Genomic DNA, 16,402 nt, shown 5'->3' on the forward strand with positions numbered 1-16,402 from the left:
GGACGTGCACGCAACGAGGAGGTCTGGATCCATGGCAGGCGCGTACGAGACTGACTTCCGGGCCCACCCGGAGGCCTACCGGTACGATTCCAGCGAGCAGGGCGTGTTCAAGGTCCAGCCGTACAAGGACGAGCTGCTTCCGGACTGGGGCTTCAAGGACGAGGCCGCCGCGGAGGCCGCGGTGGAGGCCCTCCGGGAGGCCTACGAACGGTACCGGGCCGCGGACGACTTCGTGGGCATGGACATGGCACGGAAGTACCTGCAGATGGGCTTCACGCGGGCCATGCGGTACGCAAAGTATCCGGGCGGGCGAAAGTATGAAGACGACGGCACCGAGCGGGAGCCCGAGCAGTGGGCCGATCCCGAGAAGCGGGCGGCGGCCGTCGTCTTTCGGAACGCGTGGCAGGCCCTCACGGACGATCCCGCGTACGAGCGCCTGAAAGAACACCACCAGAACGAGGTATACGATCCGGCCGCGAGTCCGATGGTGGATTGAGGGGAGAGAGTTGAGGGTTGGAGGGGTGAGGATTGGAGAGGTGGGCGGACACGATGAAAGTGAGACAGTGATGGAGAGCGATCCCACGAACCATTGCTCGGTGTCTCTTGAGCGGCACTGGGTCGACCGTGAAGGGGTGCGACTGCATGTGCGGGCGGCGGGCCCCGAGGACGGCCCGCTCGTCGTGCTCCTGCACGGCTTCCCGGAGTTCTGGTACGGGTGGCGCCGTCAGATCCCGGCCCTCGCCGCGGCGGGCCACCGGGTCGTCGTGCCGGACCAGCGCGGCTACAACCACAGCGACGCGCCGCGGGCCGTCGCCGCCTACGACCTGGACCGTCTCGTGGACGACGTGTGCGCGGTCGTCGACGCCACGGGCCGGGCTCGCGCCTCGGTCGTGGGGCACGACTGGGGCGCAATGGTGGCGTGGCACCTGGCCCACGCCCGCCCGGAGCGCCTGCGGCGCCTCGCGGTGCTCAACGTGCCCCATCCGCACGTCTTTCGGGACACGCTCCGCACGAGCCCCACCCAGCTGCTGCGGAGCACGTACGCGCTGTTCTTTCAGGTGCCCGGCCTGCCGGAGTGGCTGCTCGGGCGCAACGACGGCCAGGGCCTTGCCACGATGCTCCGGTGGAGCGGGCGCCCCGACACGTTTGCCGACGCGGACCTCGCGGCCTACCGCCGGGCGTGGCGCCGGCCGGGCCGGCTTCGGGGCATGCTCAACTGGTACCGGGCCGCAGGCCGCCGAGCACTGCGCAGTACTCCGCCGTCCGGGGCCGTCGACGTGCCGGCGCTCGTGGTGTGGGGCGCCCAGGACATCGCCCTCAGCCGGCAGATGGCGGCCCCCAGCGCCGCGATGTGTGCCGACGGGCGCCTCCGGATCATCGACGACGCCACCCACTGGGTGCAGCACGACGCCCCGGCGACCGTCAACCGGCTGCTGCTCGGCCACCTGGAGGCGTAGGAGCGGAGGGCCATGCGGGTGTAACAGTGCAGGGGCCCGACCCGTGATAGGGGCCCACTCAAGAGTTCTCATTCGATCCGTCCTTTCCCCATGCCGACCGTCCAAGGCGCAGTAGGGCCGGTCGTCCGGCGGCTTCGGGCCGTGCCGTTCGAGGCCGTCTTCTGGACGGCGGCCCTGCTCGCTGCGGCCAGCATCGCCCCCCAGGCCTCCGGCGGGATCAACCTGTGCCTGATCGAGCAGCTGGGCCTCCCGTGTCCGGGCGACGGCCTGGGGACGGCCATCGCGCACCTGGCCCGTGGGCACTGGACGGCGTCGTGGAACGCGCACCCGCTGGCGGGCCCCGTCGTCGGCGTGCTCGCGGTGCACGTCGTGTCGCTGTGCCGGACGGCGCCCGCCCCGTCGCACTGAGCCTCCCATTCTCTCACACCCACCGCTTCTCCGCCCATGTCCAACGTGCTCCGCTACCTCCCTGAACTCGAGGGCGACGAACAGGTCGAGGTCGCCCGCCTGCTCAACGACATGAGCGACGCGCAGGCCGAACACTTCGCGCGCATCTACCGGTCGCGCCGTCGCGACCCGGCCCACATCCTGATTCTCGCAGCGGTGGGGTTTGTCGGCGCCGCGGGGCTACAGCGGCTCTACACGGGAAAGGTTGCCTTGGGGCTCGTCTATCTCTTCACGGGCGGGCTGTGCCTGATCGGGACGATCTACGACGTCATCAAGTACCAGGACCTCGCCTTCCGCTACAACCGGGACGTGGCGCTGGAGGTGGCCGAGACGGTCCGCACCGTGTACGACACAGCGGACGACGGCGCATAGAATCGTCCCGCCGGGTCAGTCCCGAATCTGCAGGCGCTGGCCCGGGCGGATGCGGGTGCCGCTGAGGTCGTTCCAGGCCTGGAGCTCCCGGATGGACACCCCGAACCGTTGCGCAATCTCCCCGAGCGTGTCGCCCCGGGTCACGCGGTAGGACGTGGGGGCGGAGGCGGCCGTTTGGGGGCTGGAGGCGGGGGATGCATCGGGCGGCCCGGACGTCGTGTCCGACGGGGCGCGGGCCGTCTCGATCGCGTCGAGCGGGCGCGTGGGGGGCGACGTGTCGTACTGCACGCGCAGGGGGCGCCGCTGGTCGGCCGCACTAAGGGCGCTCGCGTACTCCTGGACGGGCACCACCAGCCGGTCGCCCGGGCGGATGATGGCGCCGCTGATGCCGTTGAGCCGCTTCAGCGTGGCGGTGGAGGTGCCGAAGCGCACGGCAATCTCGGAGAGCGTATCGCCCCGGCGCACCGCGTAGGTGGTGGCCGGCTGCTTCTTCTCGTCCGGCAGCTCGGCGTAGTTCCAGGCGAACCGCGGGTAGCTGCCCAGCGGAATGCGCACGTAGTACCGCTCCTTGGAGGGCGGCACGCGGCCCCGCCGCAGTTCGGGGTTGAGCGACTCGATGGCACTGCGCGTGGTGTCGGCGAGGCGGGCCACGGTGCGGAGCGAGAGGCGGCTTCCGTGTATCGGGACGTAGTCGTAGGCGAGCGGCGAGGCCGGCTCGGGCGGGGCGAGGTCGAACGCCTCGGGGTTCTCCATCACGCGGGCCGCGGCGATGAACATGGGCACGTAGCCCTGCGTCTCGCGCGGCAGGTACTCGTGGGCGTCCCAGTACGACGGGTCCTCGGCGTCGGCCCGGCGGAGCGCGGAGCGCACACAGCCGGCCCCACAGTTGAAGCCGGCCAGGGCGAGGTGCCAGTCGCCGAACTCGTCGTACAGGTCGCCCAGGTGCCGGGCGGCCGCCCGGGTGGCCTTTTCCGGGTCGCGCCGCTCGTCGACCCACGCGTTCACCGTAAGGCCGTACCGCCGGCCGGTGCCGGGCATGAACTGCCACATGCCCACGGCGCCGGCCCAGCTCCGGGCGTCGGGGTTGAGGCCGCTCTCGATCATGGCGAGGTACTTCAGCTCCTGCGGCACGCCCTCCTCCGCCAGAATGTGCTCGATCATGGGCCCGTACACCTGCACACGCCGCCGCCAATGGTTGACGTGCTCGCTGGGCTCCTCCTCGAGGGCGGTCGTGCTCTGCTTCACCAACCGGTTCGAGGTCATCGGAATCTCGGTCCCCTCCACCTCGGCCTCCGGACGGACGGGGGCGCCCTCCAGAAGCGGATTTTCGACGTCCTCCAGCTCCGCGAACAAGCGGGCCCGGACGGAGAAAATCTGCCCCCGGGCCAGGAGCGTCGAGTCCGGGTCGCTGGGGTAGCCGTGGAAGCGCCGGTACTCGGCCGTGAGCCCCCCGTAGACCGACCGGACAGCACTCCGTTCGAGGGCGTCCGGCCGGGTGCGGAGCAGGGTGGCCAGCTCCGCCATGGCCTGGTTGAGGAGGTGGGCCCGGCGCGTACTGTCGTCCGCGGCCAGGAGCTCCGACTCCAGGGCGTACAGGCGTGCCACCTCCGGGTCGAGGGCGGTGGTGTCCGTGTCCGCCACCAGGATCGTATCCTCGGGCACCCGCTTCGGCTCGGGCGTCGGGGCGAGCGAAGAGAGCGAGCCGCCGCAGCCGGCGAGCACGAGCAGGGCGAGGCCGGCGCAGCCGCCGCGGAAGAGGGCACGGGAGAGAACGGTCGGCATGGAGGTGAAGATGGAACGAGGGAACAGCGGAAGGGGCCGAGGGCAGAATGATGGATACGGAATCCGTGGCCCATCGTCAATGCAGTGCGTCGGCGCCGACGGTGAATATTCTCTACGAGGGCGGACCGCCGGCCGCAGAGGCCCCCGAGTCCGATGCTCGCGTGCGGGCAATCGAGCCCGCCTCCACAAAAATGTACCGGATGCTGGGGTGGGCCTTCCGAATGGCGCGCTCCAGCCGATCGACGGCGGCCTCCACGGTGTTGGCGTCGAGGTCGTCCCGGAAGCGGAGGTCCATGTTCAGGAGGAGGGCGCGAGGGCCCATGTGCATCGTGAGCAGGCGCTCGACCGACGCGATGTCCGCGTCGTCGTGGGCCATGCGACGAATGTCGTCCCGAATCTCGGGGGCCGCCGCCTCGCCGATCAGGAGCTTTTTGCTTTCCCAGATGAGAAAGGCGGCCACGCCACACAGGATGAGCCCGATGATGATGGAGGCGATCCCGTCGATCACGGGCATGTGGAGTAGACTTGCAAGGTGAATGCCAACGAGCGCGACGACGAGGCCGGCCAGGGCGGCGGTGTCCTCGAACACGACCGTGAAGGTCGTCGGGTCCTTGCTCGTCACGATGGCCTCGAAGAAGGGCGTGTCGCCGCGCTGCTTCTTGAACTCCTGAAGGGCGGTGCGCAGGGCGAGGCCCTCAAACACGATGGCGGCGCCGAGGACGACCGTGTTGAGCATGAGGCCGCCGACCGTGACGCCGAGGACGGAGGCGGTGCTGGCGCCGCCGTGGCCGGGGTCGAGCGTGTGGAGGATGCCTTCGTAGAGGGAGATGCCGCCCCCGAGCCCGAAGATAAGCACCGCGACGACGAGGGTGTAGAAGTAGAGCGACTTGCCGTAGCCGTAGGGGTGGTTCTCGTCCGGGGGCCGCTTGCTGCGACGAAGGCCGAGCAGGAGCAGGCCGCCGTTGCCGGTGTCCACGAGCGAGTGGATGCCCTCCGCCAGCATCGCGGAGCTGCCGCTGACGGCCGCCCCGAGAAACTTGGTGACGGCAATGGCGAAGTTGCCAAGGATGGCGGCGTAAATTGCCTTCTTCGACGAGGCCATGTTGGTTTGGGCGCAGGGGAAGAATGCGTGGGCGTGAAGAGTGTAGGGGAGGAGAGCGCAGGAATGAAGAGTGAGAGAGTGCGACGAGGGCCCGGCGGCGTGCGAGACGGCCAGGGTCCCGCGTGCTCCCGTGCTTCCACGCCCCCGCGCTCTCAATCCAGTTCGTAGGGAGCGGTTCGTCCCGTGAAGGAGCAACGCACTCAACCCGCTTCGAAGCCCATCTCCGTGTGGCCTCCGTCACAGAGGGGCTTGCTTTCGGAAGCGCCGCAGCGGCAGAGGGCCATCCGTGTATCGGCGAGGAGCGTCTCGCCGTCGCCCTCGTGGGGGCAGCCGTCGGTGTCCATCACAGGGGGGGGTGTGAAGGCCAAGAGAATTGGTGCCGGTGGTACGAAGGGGGAGAAGAGGCGTTCGCCGGATGTCCGAGACCAGGTGTCGCCGGGAGGTCGCCCGGGCGCTCCTGTCGGCCTCGGCTACGAGCGGGCGGCCGCGTCGGCCCGGAGATACCCCATCTCCACGAGCTGGTCGTGGAGGGGGGCGTCGCCGTCGAGCGGAACGCACTGCTTCTGCCACAGGACGTACGCGTCGTCGGCGAGCGGTGTCACGTGCTGGTGGTAGTGGTCGGTGAGGAGGACGCCGGTCCCCTGTGCGGCCGCTTCCTCAATGCGCCGACCGATGGCGTCGATTAGGAGGGGCTCCACGCCCGTGAAGGGCTCGTCGAGCAGGACGTAGTCGCGCTCCAGCCCCAACACGATCGCGACTTCCAGAAGCCGCCGCTCGCCCCCGGAGAGGGTCCGCACCGTCCGGGTGGGGGAGGAGGCGAGTTGGTCGGGGACGTGGTGGGACGACAGCCCGGCACTCCGGACGAGGGTCCGCACGGTCACGTCCGGGGGAAGCATTGACTCCTGAGGCAGGTAGGCGATCGTCGAGAACCGTTTCCATTTCGACTGCTTGTGCAGCCGCGTGCCGTCGATGATGGTGAGGCCGCTGTTGGGTTGAATCTGCCCGGCGGCCACCTTCAGTAGGGTCGTCTTGCCGCTGCCGTTGCGCCCGAAGAGGCCGGTGATCGCTCCCGCGTGGGCCTTCAGGTGCACGCCCTGGAGGATGTCAAGGCTCGGGACCCGGTAGAACACCCCATCCAGAATGAGGGCCGAGTCGTCGTTCATGGTGGGGCTACAGGCAGAAGGCGAGCGTCAGGGTGAGCGGCTGGACCGCGAGGAACAGTGCCCCGAGCAAAATGACGGGCGGCCGTCGGAGGTTGTCGTACAGCGGCCACACCTGCTTTTTCCGGAAGCGCCAGTAGGTGTAGCCGGCCGCCGCCGCACTGCCCCAGAACAGAGCGGGCACGAGGGTCGCAGCTAGCGAACCGCCAAAGAGGACGGGAAGCAGGCCAAAGGCGGCCGCAAACACCAGCGTGTTCGCGAGGTACTTTTGCGCCAGATAGACGATCATGCTGCACAGCGGGGCGGTCGGATCAGTTGGACGCGGTGGCCCCGCGCTCGCTGGATGGGGCCCGCCCGCTGGACCGGAGCACTTCTAGGGCTTTTTCCAGCACCTCGTCCCGCCCGTTCCGCACGCCCTCAATCGTGCGCTCGGCCTCGATGTCCGGCCGGATGCCGACGAGGTGGTGCTGGGAGCCGTCGTGCTTGCGGACGCGCATGCCGGTCCACCACACCTTGTAGCCGCCCGGAAGCTCAAAGGGGTTGACGTTTCCGTTCGCCCCGGCGGTCGGCTGGCCGACGATGGTGCCTAGCTCGTAGTGCTCCACGATGCCCATGATGGTCTCGGCGTAGCTGATGGCCCCCGGCCCGGTCAGAAACACTACGTCGCCGGTAATCTGTGGTTTTTCGGGGGGGAGCGTCCACCGCCCGGACGCGTCGTAGCCGACGATCTTCTCCTGATCGGGGTAAATGAACTGTGGTTTCTGGAACCGGGCCGATCGGAGCGTGTCCCCGGACAGGTGGGGCAGAAGCTTGAGCGCACCGCCGGTTGGGTACCCCCGAAGATCGAAGACAACCCTGTCTGCGTCTGCAAGCTCCCCGATGTGCTGCCGGAGCGTAGGCCACACGGCCCGAGTGAGATCAACGTAGCGAACGCCGGCGCGGAGCGTATCTACTGTGTTCGGACGATCATCCACCTGAAGCTGTCGCCAGGGGATGCGCCGGTCGGAACGCGTCACCTTGCACGTGTTCTCGGCGTTCCCTCGCCGAACGGTGAGAGAGACAGGCGATCCTGGGTCTCCCCGCCCCAGCTTTTGCAGGGCCCGCCCCTCCGTCCACTGCGGCGAGCCGGAGATATACCGCTTCCTTTCCTGCAACCGCTGCTCGGGAGGACGACCACCGATCGACACGACCACGTCTCCGATGTCCGGACACAGAGTCCGATCGAGGTGCCCCGCGGTGTCTACGACGACGATCTCGTCCCCGATCCGACCAAACCGGACGGGCAGTCCGGAGGTGGAAGACGTTCCTGAGTGAACCACTCGGCCATGCCCGTCCTCCAGTTGGGCGACCATGCGACGAAGGGTCTGGACAAACTCGGTCGTCGACGTGTCATCGGCCAGGGCCCGTCGAAAGGTGCGCGTGAGCACTGCGTCCCAGTCGACGTCTACGGCCCCGAAGTACGGGTAGAAGTGCTGGAAGACGTTCCAGGCGATCGTCACGCCCGCGAGCCGAAGCGAGGAGGTAGTCTTAAGAATTGGGGTCTCGACGTGGCTGAGCGAGTCCCGCAGCGCAGACGGCGAGGGGGCGTTCGCCGGGCGGAGTGTCTGTCCGGCCTCCCCGTACAGAGCGAGCGGCAATTGAACAGACAAGCCTCGCCCCAGCGGCTTCGCCGTCATTTCCTTCGGGGCGGCGTGTGCCTCGAAAAGCCGGTCTCGCCCGGGGGGGCGATTGAGACGGATGCTACGGTATGTTCTGAGCGAGTCGTTCAATCGACGGACCTTGCTCGGAACGTTGCCTTGAGAGAAGCCGATCCCTTGGTGTTGCCAAGCCACGAGATTCAGCCCTGCCGTATCCGAGGGCGCAAGGACGTCGGCGGGCGTAGGCGGCTCGTTCCCAGTCCGGTACAGCTGGATCGTCGGCGCGATCGGCTCGAAGAGCGCCTCCAGTTCGGCCCGCAGTTCGGCCCGGTTGGCGGCGTTCCTTACCTGCCGCACGCCGTGGATGGCAAACGCGTCCCAGTCGGTATTCGCCGCCGCGTCGCTGGGGTGGAAGTAGCGGACGTAGCCGTAGAGGGTGGCGAAGGCACGAAGATTTTCAACCTGCTCGCCTCGTGGTGGGTCGGTTAGCCCGAGCGTGTCGCGGTACGTGTACGTAAGGGCGGCGGCCCCGGCGAGAAGCACGAGGCCCGCGGCAACCAGCGTAGATCGGCGCACTTTACTGAATAGAGCCATTGTGAGGGAGGAAGCGACTACGGGGACCGTTCGAGAACGCGGAGCGCCGTCCGAAACACTTCGTCCGTACCGGCCCGCACCCCCTCGACGGTGCGCGTGGCCCGCACGTCCGGCCGGATGCCGACGAGGTGGTGCTGAGACCGGTCGTGCTTCTGGACGCGCATGCCCGTCCAGTAGACCTGGTATTGCCCGGGAAGCGTAAATGGATTCACGTTTCCGTTCGCCCCGGCGGTCGGCCGGCCGACGATGGTGCCCAGGTCGTAGTGCTCCACGATGCCCATGATGCTCTCGGCGTAGCTGATGGCGCGGGCATCCGTCAGGAACGCGACCTCACCGCTAAGCTGTGGCGACTTCGGCGGGAGGGTCCAGCGCCCGCCCGTGTAGCCGGCAATCTTGCGGCGATCAGGATAGATGATTTTCGGAATCTCGAAGTGGGCCGAGCGGAGCGTTTCGGACGAGAGGTGCTGGAGGAGCTCCTGGTTGCCGCCCTCGGGGTAGCCGCGCACGTCGAAGATCACCGACTCGGCCTGGGCGAGCGTATCGAGACGGGGGCGGAGTGCCTCCATCCCGACCCGTGTCAGGTCGACGTAGTGGGTGCCGCCCGGGAGCACGTCGATCGAATCGGGCCGGGGCTCGGCCTGGAGCCGGCGCCGCTTGCGCCTGCGGGTCGAGCTGTCGCTCGGTCGGGCAACCTGGCACGCCACCGCCTGTCCCTCCCGGCGAAGCTCAAGACGGGCAGTGGTTCCAGGCCGCCCCTCGCCAAGCTGCCGGAGGGCGCGGACCGTCCGCCACTGCGGGGAGCCGGAGATGGAGCGCATTTCTTCCTGAAGGGCCTCCTCGATCAGCGTGCCGTCGATGGCGGTCAGCACGTCTCCGGGCCGCGCGCAGCTTTGGGCCGCGGCGGAGGCGGCCGTGTCGGCGACCACCACATTTCCCTCCACCCGATCGAACTGGAGCGGGAGACCGGCCGTCAGGCTGTCGGCGGGGTGCGACACGCGCCCGTGCCCATCCTTCAGGGGCACCAGCATCCGCCGGAGCGTGCGCAGAAAGTCGCGACTGGACGTATCGGCCTCGGCGCGCTGGAGGGTTCGAGTCAGCACCTGGTCCCAGTTGGTGTCTACGACCTCGAAGTACGGGTAGAAGTGCTGGAAGACGTTCCAGGCGATGACGACGTCCGCGAGGCGCAGCGCCTCGTCCGCCGCGGAGAGCTTGCCCATCTGCACTGCGTCCAGCGTATTGTGGAGACGGTCCGGGGAGGGGACGCCGTCGGGGCGAAGCGTTTGGTCGTTGTGGCTGTAGAGCGCAAGCGGAATTTGGGCAGAGAGGTTGCGTCCGAGGGCCGTATTTGCCACTTCTCCCGAGGCAGGATGAGCGTCGAAAAGACTCGCCTCCGACTGCGGCGAAATACGTAGCTCAAGGGAGCGTTCGCCCGCATCCACCTGCTCGGACGCTACCGCCACCTCCGCCCCTGACCGGCCAAATGTTCGCCAGCCGGCGGGCTGGCCGTTCTCTCCTTTGTTCTCGAAATTCGAATTGGTAATCTCAATTGGCGTCCAATCCTCCTCAGAGGAGCCTCGGACAGAAAGCTCCACTTGATCGATCCAGGCAGTTCCGGGTTTCCGGATGGTAGCCCCGACGGCAATCTGCCGTGCGTCCTGCGCCACAGTATCCAGGCGTGGCTTCACACGTGTCCAGTTCTTTGCCGAAATTGGCGAGTCATAAAGGTCTTCGGGCGAAGGGCGTTGGTTAGGACGGAGGATGGCGAGCCAGAGGTGCGCAAGGTTTGTGGTCGTGTCGGTCTTTACGGCTGCGTCAAGGCGAATCTGCTTCCCGCGGTGCGGGGTGGCGTCGAGCCCCTGCATGGCCTGTGCAATTGGCGGTCGGTTCGTGCTGTCTTCGTGTGCTCGATGAAGACGCGCGCTTTCGTACGGCCCGCGGTTGCCGAGGCCGAGGCCCTTGTGCTGCCAGGCGACGAGGTTGAGCGCTGAAGTGTCGGCGGCCGGAAGCACACGGTGCGGGGCGGGCGGGGGGGCGCCCGTCTCGTACCACTGGATCGTCGGGGCGATCGGTGTGAACAGCGAGTCCAGGGTCGAGCGCAACTCCGCCCGGCTGCTGGCGCCTGTCACCTGCCGCACGCCGTGGACGGCAAACGTCTCCCAGTCGACCTCCGCCGCCGCGTCGCTGGGGTGAAAGTAGCGGACGTAGCCGTAGAGGGTGGCGAAGGCCCGCAGATTTTGAATCTTCTGATTCGGCTCCGCGGCCCTGCGAGCCGACATCTCCGCGTCAGACACCGTGGTGGCAGCCAGGCTGCTCCCCGACCGCTCCGCACGGGGATACCAGTCGTTGGGAAGAGGGCGGACAGCCACCACCAACAGCGTCAGCACCAGGCCGAGCGTTCCGAGGAGCGCCCTGCGTCTGGGCGACCAGGACGCAACGTCGTCCCGGCCTACGATGGCGAGGATGCGCTCCTTAAGCCGCGTGGGCCGGGCGATCTGCAGGGCGGGGGTGGGGACGTGATTGCTCACCGCACGGCGCGCGGCCGCCAGCAGTTGATGGGCGTACGTCTCAGGATCTTCGCCCGCGGCGAGCACCGTCTCGTCGCAGGCCGCCTCGCGGGCCTGAAGCAGCTTCGACCACCCCGTCCAGGCCAGCGGATTGGGCCAGTGCAGCGCGCGCCCGAGCTGCCCGACAAGCCCCAAAAGCAGGTCCCTATGCTTCAGGTGGGCCATCTCGTGGAGAAGGACGAGCCGCTGTCGCTCGGGGGGCCACTCTCGGGCGGAATCTGGGAGGAGGATCGTCGGGGAGAACAGCCCGAGCGACATCGGCGTCGCCCCCGGGTGAAACCGAATCTCGGCGGTACGCCCCGAGCCAAGCTGCTCCTGAACTTCTTGGAGGCGTTCGTCCCAGTCCGGGGCGTCGGCCCGGCGGGCCTGCCGGCGGAGGCGCCGGGATCGCAGATGACCGACCAGCAGGCGAGCCAGCAGCAACACCACCCCGGTCCCCCAGACGCCGAGCAGGACCGGTCCCCACGCCCACCCCAGCAGCCAGGATGATTCGTCTGCACGGCCCTCGCCGAGCGCCGAGGTGGAGCGGCCCGGGGACGCGCCCGCCCCGCCCGACGCTCCGGCAGACGCGGAGGTGCGCCCCTCCCCAGAGGCCCCGGACGCCGACTTCGAATCGGACCACGGCTCGTCACGCCGTGAGGACGGCCGGCGGACCGCCGGCCCGTTGGCCGAATCGTCCGCGAGCCGTACGACCTCATCGACCGGGTCGGGGAGGGACGACTGCGGTAGAACCATCTGCCCGATCGGCAGCGCCAGAAGCGCCGCAAATGCCAGGCCCCAGGCGGCCCGCGGAAGCGAGGCCGGCGCCTCCCATCGGCGGAGTAGCGCACTCGCCACGTGGGCAAGAAGCAAGAGGACTGCGCCCTTCAGCAAGACATCGAGAAGGAGGGTGCTCAGATGGGACGACGCAAGAGGGCGAACCATTGGGCTCGGTGCCATCTGTTCGTTTGCAATGCGGTGCGAGGGAGGCTACGGGTCCCCTGAAGCATCCGTCTTGGACGAGCCGGCCTCCGAGGATTCAGACGAGTCGTGCGCATCCTCGACGATTTGCTCCAACTCTCGGAGCGTCTCGGGAGAGAGGTCCTCGCTTTTCGCCGAGAGAAGCGTCGCGACCGTTTCCGACAGCGACCCGCCGAAAAACGTCTCCTGTAGGTGGTCCAACAACGACCGGCGCACCTCTTCCTTCGGCCGGGTGGGAAAGTAAACGTAGCGGCGCCCCTCCTGCCGGTGGTCGAGGTAGCCTTTTTCCTCCAGGTGGCGGAGCATCGACCGGGTCGCGGAGTTGGAGGGCGGGTCGGGGAGCCTGGTGCGGATCGTCTCGGCCCCGGCCTCCTCCAGCCGGTACACCACGTCCATGATTTGGCCCTCGCGGCGACCGAGTTCGTTGTACAGAGAACCGTTCATGGGGGCGGATTGCGAGGGAGTGTTGATTCTTAAACGTTAACACATCAACACCATACGTTTCGGCGGGCCAAAAAGTCAAGGGCGGGGCCGACGCTAAGAGCAGGCGATTTTCAAGTGCACGCGGGCATGCCATGATGCGAGACGTGTTAGGGGCCCGCAAGCAGCACGAACATTTCCGAAACGTCGTGTCGTAGGAGTGCGGGACGCCGTAGAAGATTGAGCCTCTGCCTCCGTGTTCTTCACAGCCGCCCCCGCTCGATGGACGTCACCCACGCCGATCCCACGCACGTCCTCCAGTCCGTCTTCGGGTACGAGACGTTCCGCCCGTACCAGGAGCCGGTCGTGCAGCGGCTCGTCGACGGCGGGGACGCGCTCGTGCTGATGCCGACGGGCGGGGGGAAGTCGCTCTGCTACCAGATCCCGGCGATGGTGCGGGACGGCCCCGGCATCGTCGTCTCGCCCCTCATCTCGCTCATGCAGGACCAGGTCGACGCCCTGCAGCAGGTGGGGGTGAAGGCGGCGGTGCTCAACTCCAGCCTGGGCCGCAAGGAACGGGAGGCGGTGGAGCACCGGCTCACGGCGGGCGAGCTCGACCTCTGCTACGTGGCCCCCGAGCGGGCCACGCGCGACCGCTTCAAAACCCTGCTCTCGCGGGCCCGGCCCTCCCTGCTGGCCATCGACGAGGCGCACTGCATCTCGCAGTGGGGGCACGACTTCCGCCCCGAGTACCTGGCGCTGGCCGACCTTCGGGGCGACTTCGCGCAGATTCCCTGCATCGCCGTCACGGCCACCGCCGACCCGCCCACGCAGCGGGTCGTCCTCGACCGCCTCGGCATGACGGATGAGGACCGGTTCGTGGCCGGCTTCGACCGCCCCAACATCCGCTACGTGGTGGAGCCGAAGGGAAACCGGCCCCGTCAACAACTACACGAGTTTATCGAGCGGGAGCACCCCGGCCAGAACGGCATCGTGTACTGCCTCAGCCGCAACGGCGTGGAGACCACCGCCGACTGGCTGACCGACCACGGCCACACCGCTGTGCCCTACCACGCCGGCCTCTCCGATCACAAGCGCAGCGAGCACCAGGACCGCTTCCTGCGCGAGGACGGCCTCATCGTGGTGGCCACCGTCGCGTTCGGGATGGGCATCGACAAGCCCGATGTGCGCTTCGTGGCCCACCTCGACGTCCCGAAAACGCTGGAGGCCTACTACCAGGAGACCGGCCGCGCCGGACGCGACGGCCGCCCCGCCACCGCCTGGATGGCGTACCGCCGCGGGGACGTGGTCCGCATGCGACAGCTCATCGACGACTCCGCCGAGAACGACGAGCACCGCTGGACCCAGCGCCACAAGCTGAACGCCCTGCTCGGCTACTGCGAGGCGCCGGACTGCCGCCGCAAGGTGCTCCTGAACTACTTCGGCGAGGACATGGGGGGCGACACGTGCGGCAACTGCGACAACTGCCTGCGCCCGCCCGACACCTGGGAGGGCACCACGGCCGCCCAGAAGGCGCTCTCCTGCATCGCCCGCACCGGCCAGCGCTTCGGCAGCGGCCACGTGACCGACGTGCTGCTGGGCAAGGACACCGAGAAAATTCAGCGCCACGACCACGACACCGTCTCCACCTACGGCATCGGCGCCGACCGGTCGAAGGCCGAGTGGCGGTCCGTCCTCCGGCAGCTGGTGGCGAAGGGCATGGTGGAGGTGGACGTGATGGGGTACGGCGCGCTCACGCTCACCGAAGACTGCCGCCCGGTGCTGAAGGGCCGCGAGACGGTCGCCTTCCGCGACGGGGCCGCGGCGTCGGCCTCGCCCAACACCACGAAAACCGCGACCGACGATCCCCTCCCGGCCGACGGCCCGGAACGGGAGCTGTTTGAGGCCCTCCGGGAGCGCCGCACGCAGATCGCCACGGACCAAGAAGTGCCGCCCTACGTCATCTTCAACGACAAAACGCTCCGTGCCATGGTGGAGCACCGGCCGCAGTCCAAAAGCGACTTCCGCGCCCTCCACGGCGTGGGGGACGTAAAGCTGGAACGGTACGGCCGGCAGTTCCTCGACACGATCCGCGAGCACACGTGAACGCACGAAGCACGTGGACGCACAGAAATAGCTCAGTGTCGTCTGCTCTCCAAAAAGGAGCCTGAGGGAGAGGGCGGTGTGACGAACTCGGGGCTCTGTGCGGCCATACGGATTCCAGAGCCGTTTCTCCCATTTGGATATCAAAGGCCCATGCACCGAACCGTGTCTGCCGGGCTCCGGCTTGTGCTGCTCGTTGGCGTGCTGTTGATCACCGGAGTGAGTTCGGGACAGGCGCAGGCCCCCCGCGGGACGGGCGACGGGACGGCGGCCCTCGAAGGCTGGCCCCGCTCGCTGCCCACCCTCCTCGACGAGATGGGACAGGACGCGCCGTACCTGTTGCCCCGCATCGACTCGATGGCGCTCGACTACCGGTACGCCGCGACCGACACCACGTCGCGGTGGTCGTTCGTCGTCAACTGGCGCCCCGCCGAGCGGGTGCTCTACGAAGGCGAAGTCTTGCCCTGGCGCGAGCGGCCGGCGGGCGTCCGCATGACGAACGTCGAGCTCCGGGCCAACGTGCGGGTGGACGGCGAGAAGCGCGCCGAGATGATCATCGGTGTCGACAGCATGGCGCTCCGCCCCGTCCCCGACCGGTTCGCGTTCAACGTGACCGTGCCTCACGAACGGGTTTTCCTCGACGTCTCCCCGACCGAGGCGCGTCGGATCCTCGCGGAGGGGGCGACGCTCGAAGGCCTCGTCGTGGAGCGGATGGGCTTCACGTCGGACGCGGCCGAGCGCACCCCCCGCACCGGAGACGGGGAGGCCCGCGAGCGCCGGCCGGAGCCGTCCCGATCGCCGAGCATCTACAGGCCCCGGTCGCGCATCTACATTGGCTGGCGGGTGGCGCCGCGCCCGTACTACGTCGGGGGGCAGGACGAGGATGATGATCGCACCCGACGCCCCCGGGGCGAAACGGTAGGCCGCTCGGCGGCGGACACGGAGCGGTCGGAGAAGACGGGCCGAGACGAACGAACGGAGGGGCGACGGGGCGCCAGGGATGATTCCGGGAAGGAGGGCGAGGACGATGAGGCAGACACGGAGGGCCGCTCTCGCGTTGAGGAGATTCTCTCGGACGAGGACGACGAGGAAGACGAGGACGAAGAGGAGACCGACCTTGGCATTCCTGCGCTCGGGGCGGCGGCCGCCGTGGGCATTGTCGCCTTCGCGGGGGGCACGGCCGGCCTCTACGGGCGGGGCGACACCCCCATCGGACTGGCCTCCGGCTACACGCATCCACGGGGCGGCGTCCAGCTCCAGGCGGCCGTCAACAGTGCCGTCCTGGAGGACGGCCCCGATCAGGAGCTCAGCGTCAGCGCCCTCGGCTTCTACGACGTGTTCGAATCGCGCGTCCAGCCGGCCCTGGGGCTCGGTGCGCACATCGATCCCCAGGCGGGGCGTGACTGGGATCCCGTCGTCTCGGCCGGGGTCGTGGGCAACCTCGGACGGGTCGTGCTCTACGGCGGGCTCGACGTGGTGCACGGGACGCCCGAGGTTGGCATCTCGTACAACTTCCGCTACGACGGCGGGGACGAGTGAGCGCCCGGGGCGGGACCAAGGAGACGCCCCTGTCTGCTAGGAGGGAGCTGGGCCAAAAACCGCGGTACGGCCCCCGTCCGTCCTGTCCACGCCGACCGGCGCCAAAAAGGAATCCCCGGCGTGATCAATAACAGTAATAGAAAGCGGTCGCCTGGTGCGAGGGCTCTGACGTCGGTCCGTGGCCGAAAACCGTCCCGACCGCCCCGGACGAGTCGGAGTCCAGACCACAGCGGGTTGGCGGAGGGCGTCCGGCAACGACGGCGTA

Annotated in this window: 14 protein-coding genes; 6 read left to right on the forward strand and 8 right to left on the reverse strand. The window is 68.5% G+C overall.

Annotation, left to right across the window (positions count from 1 at the left end):
• The first annotated feature begins 31 nt into the window (after nucleotides 1–31).
• The 4 genes from SRU_RS01550 (at nucleotide 32) to SRU_RS01565 (ending at nucleotide 2,276) form a co-directional block, all read left to right on the forward strand.
• Nucleotides 32–496, forward strand: coding sequence for a DUF4385 domain-containing protein (locus SRU_RS01550; protein ID WP_011403066.1), 465 nt, complete (start codon nucleotides 32–34; stop codon nucleotides 494–496).
• 70 nt (nucleotides 497–566) lie between these two features.
• Entirely contained in the window at nucleotides 567–1,457 is an 891-nt protein-coding gene (locus tag SRU_RS01555; protein WP_011403067.1) for an alpha/beta fold hydrolase, read from the forward strand.
• A 90-nt stretch (nucleotides 1,458–1,547) separates the two neighbouring features.
• The gene (locus SRU_RS01560) at nucleotides 1,548–1,865 is read left to right on the forward strand and encodes a DUF2752 domain-containing protein (protein WP_011403068.1); all 318 of its coding nucleotides are present in this window, start codon (nucleotides 1,548–1,550) and stop codon (nucleotides 1,863–1,865) included.
• Nucleotides 1,866–1,901: 36 nt separating this feature from the next.
• On the forward strand, nucleotides 1,902–2,276 hold the full coding sequence (locus SRU_RS01565) for a TM2 domain-containing protein (RefSeq protein ID WP_011403069.1): 375 nt from the start codon (nucleotides 1,902–1,904) through the stop codon (nucleotides 2,274–2,276).
• Between the two features lie 15 nt (nucleotides 2,277–2,291).
• On the opposite strand, the gene SRU_RS01570 is transcribed toward SRU_RS01565, so the two are convergent.
• The 8 genes from SRU_RS01570 to SRU_RS01605 all read right to left on the reverse strand — a co-directional run bounded on the left by SRU_RS01570 (nucleotide 2,292) and on the right by SRU_RS01605 (nucleotide 12,519).
• Entirely contained in the window at nucleotides 2,292–4,058 is a 1,767-nt protein-coding gene (locus SRU_RS01570) for a lytic transglycosylase domain-containing protein (RefSeq protein ID WP_164923433.1), read from the reverse strand.
• Nucleotides 4,059–4,170: 112 nt separating this feature from the next.
• Nucleotides 4,171–5,160 (reverse strand): cation diffusion facilitator family transporter, encoded by a 990-nt coding sequence (locus SRU_RS01575; protein ID WP_118828484.1) that lies wholly within the window; start codon nucleotides 5,158–5,160, stop codon nucleotides 4,171–4,173.
• A gap of 200 nt (nucleotides 5,161–5,360) precedes the next feature.
• Complete coding sequence (locus SRU_RS01580) at nucleotides 5,361–5,504, reverse strand: CDGSH iron-sulfur domain-containing protein (protein WP_118828485.1); 144 nt, start codon at nucleotides 5,502–5,504, stop codon at nucleotides 5,361–5,363.
• A gap of 126 nt (nucleotides 5,505–5,630) precedes the next feature.
• A complete protein-coding gene (locus tag SRU_RS01585; RefSeq protein ID WP_011403073.1) occupies nucleotides 5,631–6,323 on the reverse strand; it encodes an ATP-binding cassette domain-containing protein in 693 nt (230 codons plus the stop codon).
• Between the two features lie 7 nt (nucleotides 6,324–6,330).
• A complete protein-coding gene (locus SRU_RS01590) occupies nucleotides 6,331–6,609 on the reverse strand; it encodes a hypothetical protein (protein WP_011403074.1) in 279 nt (92 codons plus the stop codon).
• Nucleotides 6,610–6,631: 22 nt separating this feature from the next.
• The gene (locus SRU_RS01595) at nucleotides 6,632–8,533 is read right to left on the reverse strand and encodes a S41 family peptidase (protein ID WP_237701835.1); all 1,902 of its coding nucleotides are present in this window, start codon (nucleotides 8,531–8,533) and stop codon (nucleotides 6,632–6,634) included.
• 35 nt (nucleotides 8,534–8,568) lie between these two features.
• Nucleotides 8,569–12,039 (reverse strand): M56 family metallopeptidase, encoded by a 3,471-nt coding sequence (locus tag SRU_RS01600; protein ID WP_237701836.1) that lies wholly within the window; start codon nucleotides 12,037–12,039, stop codon nucleotides 8,569–8,571.
• Between the two features lie 45 nt (nucleotides 12,040–12,084).
• On the reverse strand, nucleotides 12,085–12,519 hold the full coding sequence (locus SRU_RS01605) for a BlaI/MecI/CopY family transcriptional regulator (RefSeq protein WP_011403077.1): 435 nt from the start codon (nucleotides 12,517–12,519) through the stop codon (nucleotides 12,085–12,087).
• A gap of 258 nt (nucleotides 12,520–12,777) precedes the next feature.
• Between SRU_RS01605 and recQ the strand changes: the two genes are divergently transcribed.
• Both recQ and SRU_RS01615 read left to right on the forward strand, forming a co-directional pair.
• Nucleotides 12,778–14,601 (forward strand): DNA helicase RecQ, encoded by a 1,824-nt coding sequence (gene recQ, locus SRU_RS01610; RefSeq protein ID WP_011403078.1) that lies wholly within the window; start codon nucleotides 12,778–12,780, stop codon nucleotides 14,599–14,601.
• Nucleotides 14,602–14,751: 150 nt separating this feature from the next.
• Complete coding sequence (locus SRU_RS01615) at nucleotides 14,752–16,137, forward strand: hypothetical protein (RefSeq protein ID WP_164923435.1); 1,386 nt, start codon at nucleotides 14,752–14,754, stop codon at nucleotides 16,135–16,137.
• Nucleotides 16,138–16,402 lie beyond the last annotated feature (265 nt).

The organism is Salinibacter ruber DSM 13855 (genome assembly GCF_000013045.1).
GTDB classification, from domain to species: domain Bacteria; phylum Bacteroidota; class Rhodothermia; order Rhodothermales; family Salinibacteraceae; genus Salinibacter; species Salinibacter ruber.

Bases quoted from the DNA above. Each gene is read 5' to 3' on its own strand.
- SRU_RS01580 (WP_118828485.1), bottom strand. From the start codon at position 5,504: ATGGACACCGACGGCTGCCCCCACGAGGGCGACGGCGAGACGCTCCTC.
- recQ (WP_011403078.1), top strand. From the start codon at position 12,778: ATGGACGTCACCCACGCCGATCCCACGCACGTCCTCCAGTCCGTCTTC.
- SRU_RS01600 (WP_237701836.1), bottom strand. From the start codon at position 12,039: ATGGTTCGCCCTCTTGCGTCGTCCCATCTGAGCACCCTCCTTCTCGAT.
- SRU_RS01565 (WP_011403069.1), top strand. From the start codon at position 1,902: ATGTCCAACGTGCTCCGCTACCTCCCTGAACTCGAGGGCGACGAACAG.
- SRU_RS01590 (WP_011403074.1), bottom strand. From the start codon at position 6,609: ATGATCGTCTATCTGGCGCAAAAGTACCTCGCGAACACGCTGGTGTTT.
- SRU_RS01605 (WP_011403077.1), bottom strand. From the start codon at position 12,519: ATGAACGGTTCTCTGTACAACGAACTCGGTCGCCGCGAGGGCCAAATC.
- SRU_RS01555 (WP_011403067.1), top strand. From the start codon at position 567: ATGGAGAGCGATCCCACGAACCATTGCTCGGTGTCTCTTGAGCGGCAC.
- SRU_RS01560 (WP_011403068.1), top strand. From the start codon at position 1,548: ATGCCGACCGTCCAAGGCGCAGTAGGGCCGGTCGTCCGGCGGCTTCGG.
- SRU_RS01615 (WP_164923435.1), top strand. From the start codon at position 14,752: ATGCACCGAACCGTGTCTGCCGGGCTCCGGCTTGTGCTGCTCGTTGGC.
- SRU_RS01575 (WP_118828484.1), bottom strand. From the start codon at position 5,160: ATGGCCTCGTCGAAGAAGGCAATTTACGCCGCCATCCTTGGCAACTTC.
- SRU_RS01585 (WP_011403073.1), bottom strand. From the start codon at position 6,323: ATGAACGACGACTCGGCCCTCATTCTGGATGGGGTGTTCTACCGGGTC.
- SRU_RS01570 (WP_164923433.1), bottom strand. From the start codon at position 4,058: ATGCCGACCGTTCTCTCCCGTGCCCTCTTCCGCGGCGGCTGCGCCGGC.
- SRU_RS01550 (WP_011403066.1), top strand. From the start codon at position 32: ATGGCAGGCGCGTACGAGACTGACTTCCGGGCCCACCCGGAGGCCTAC.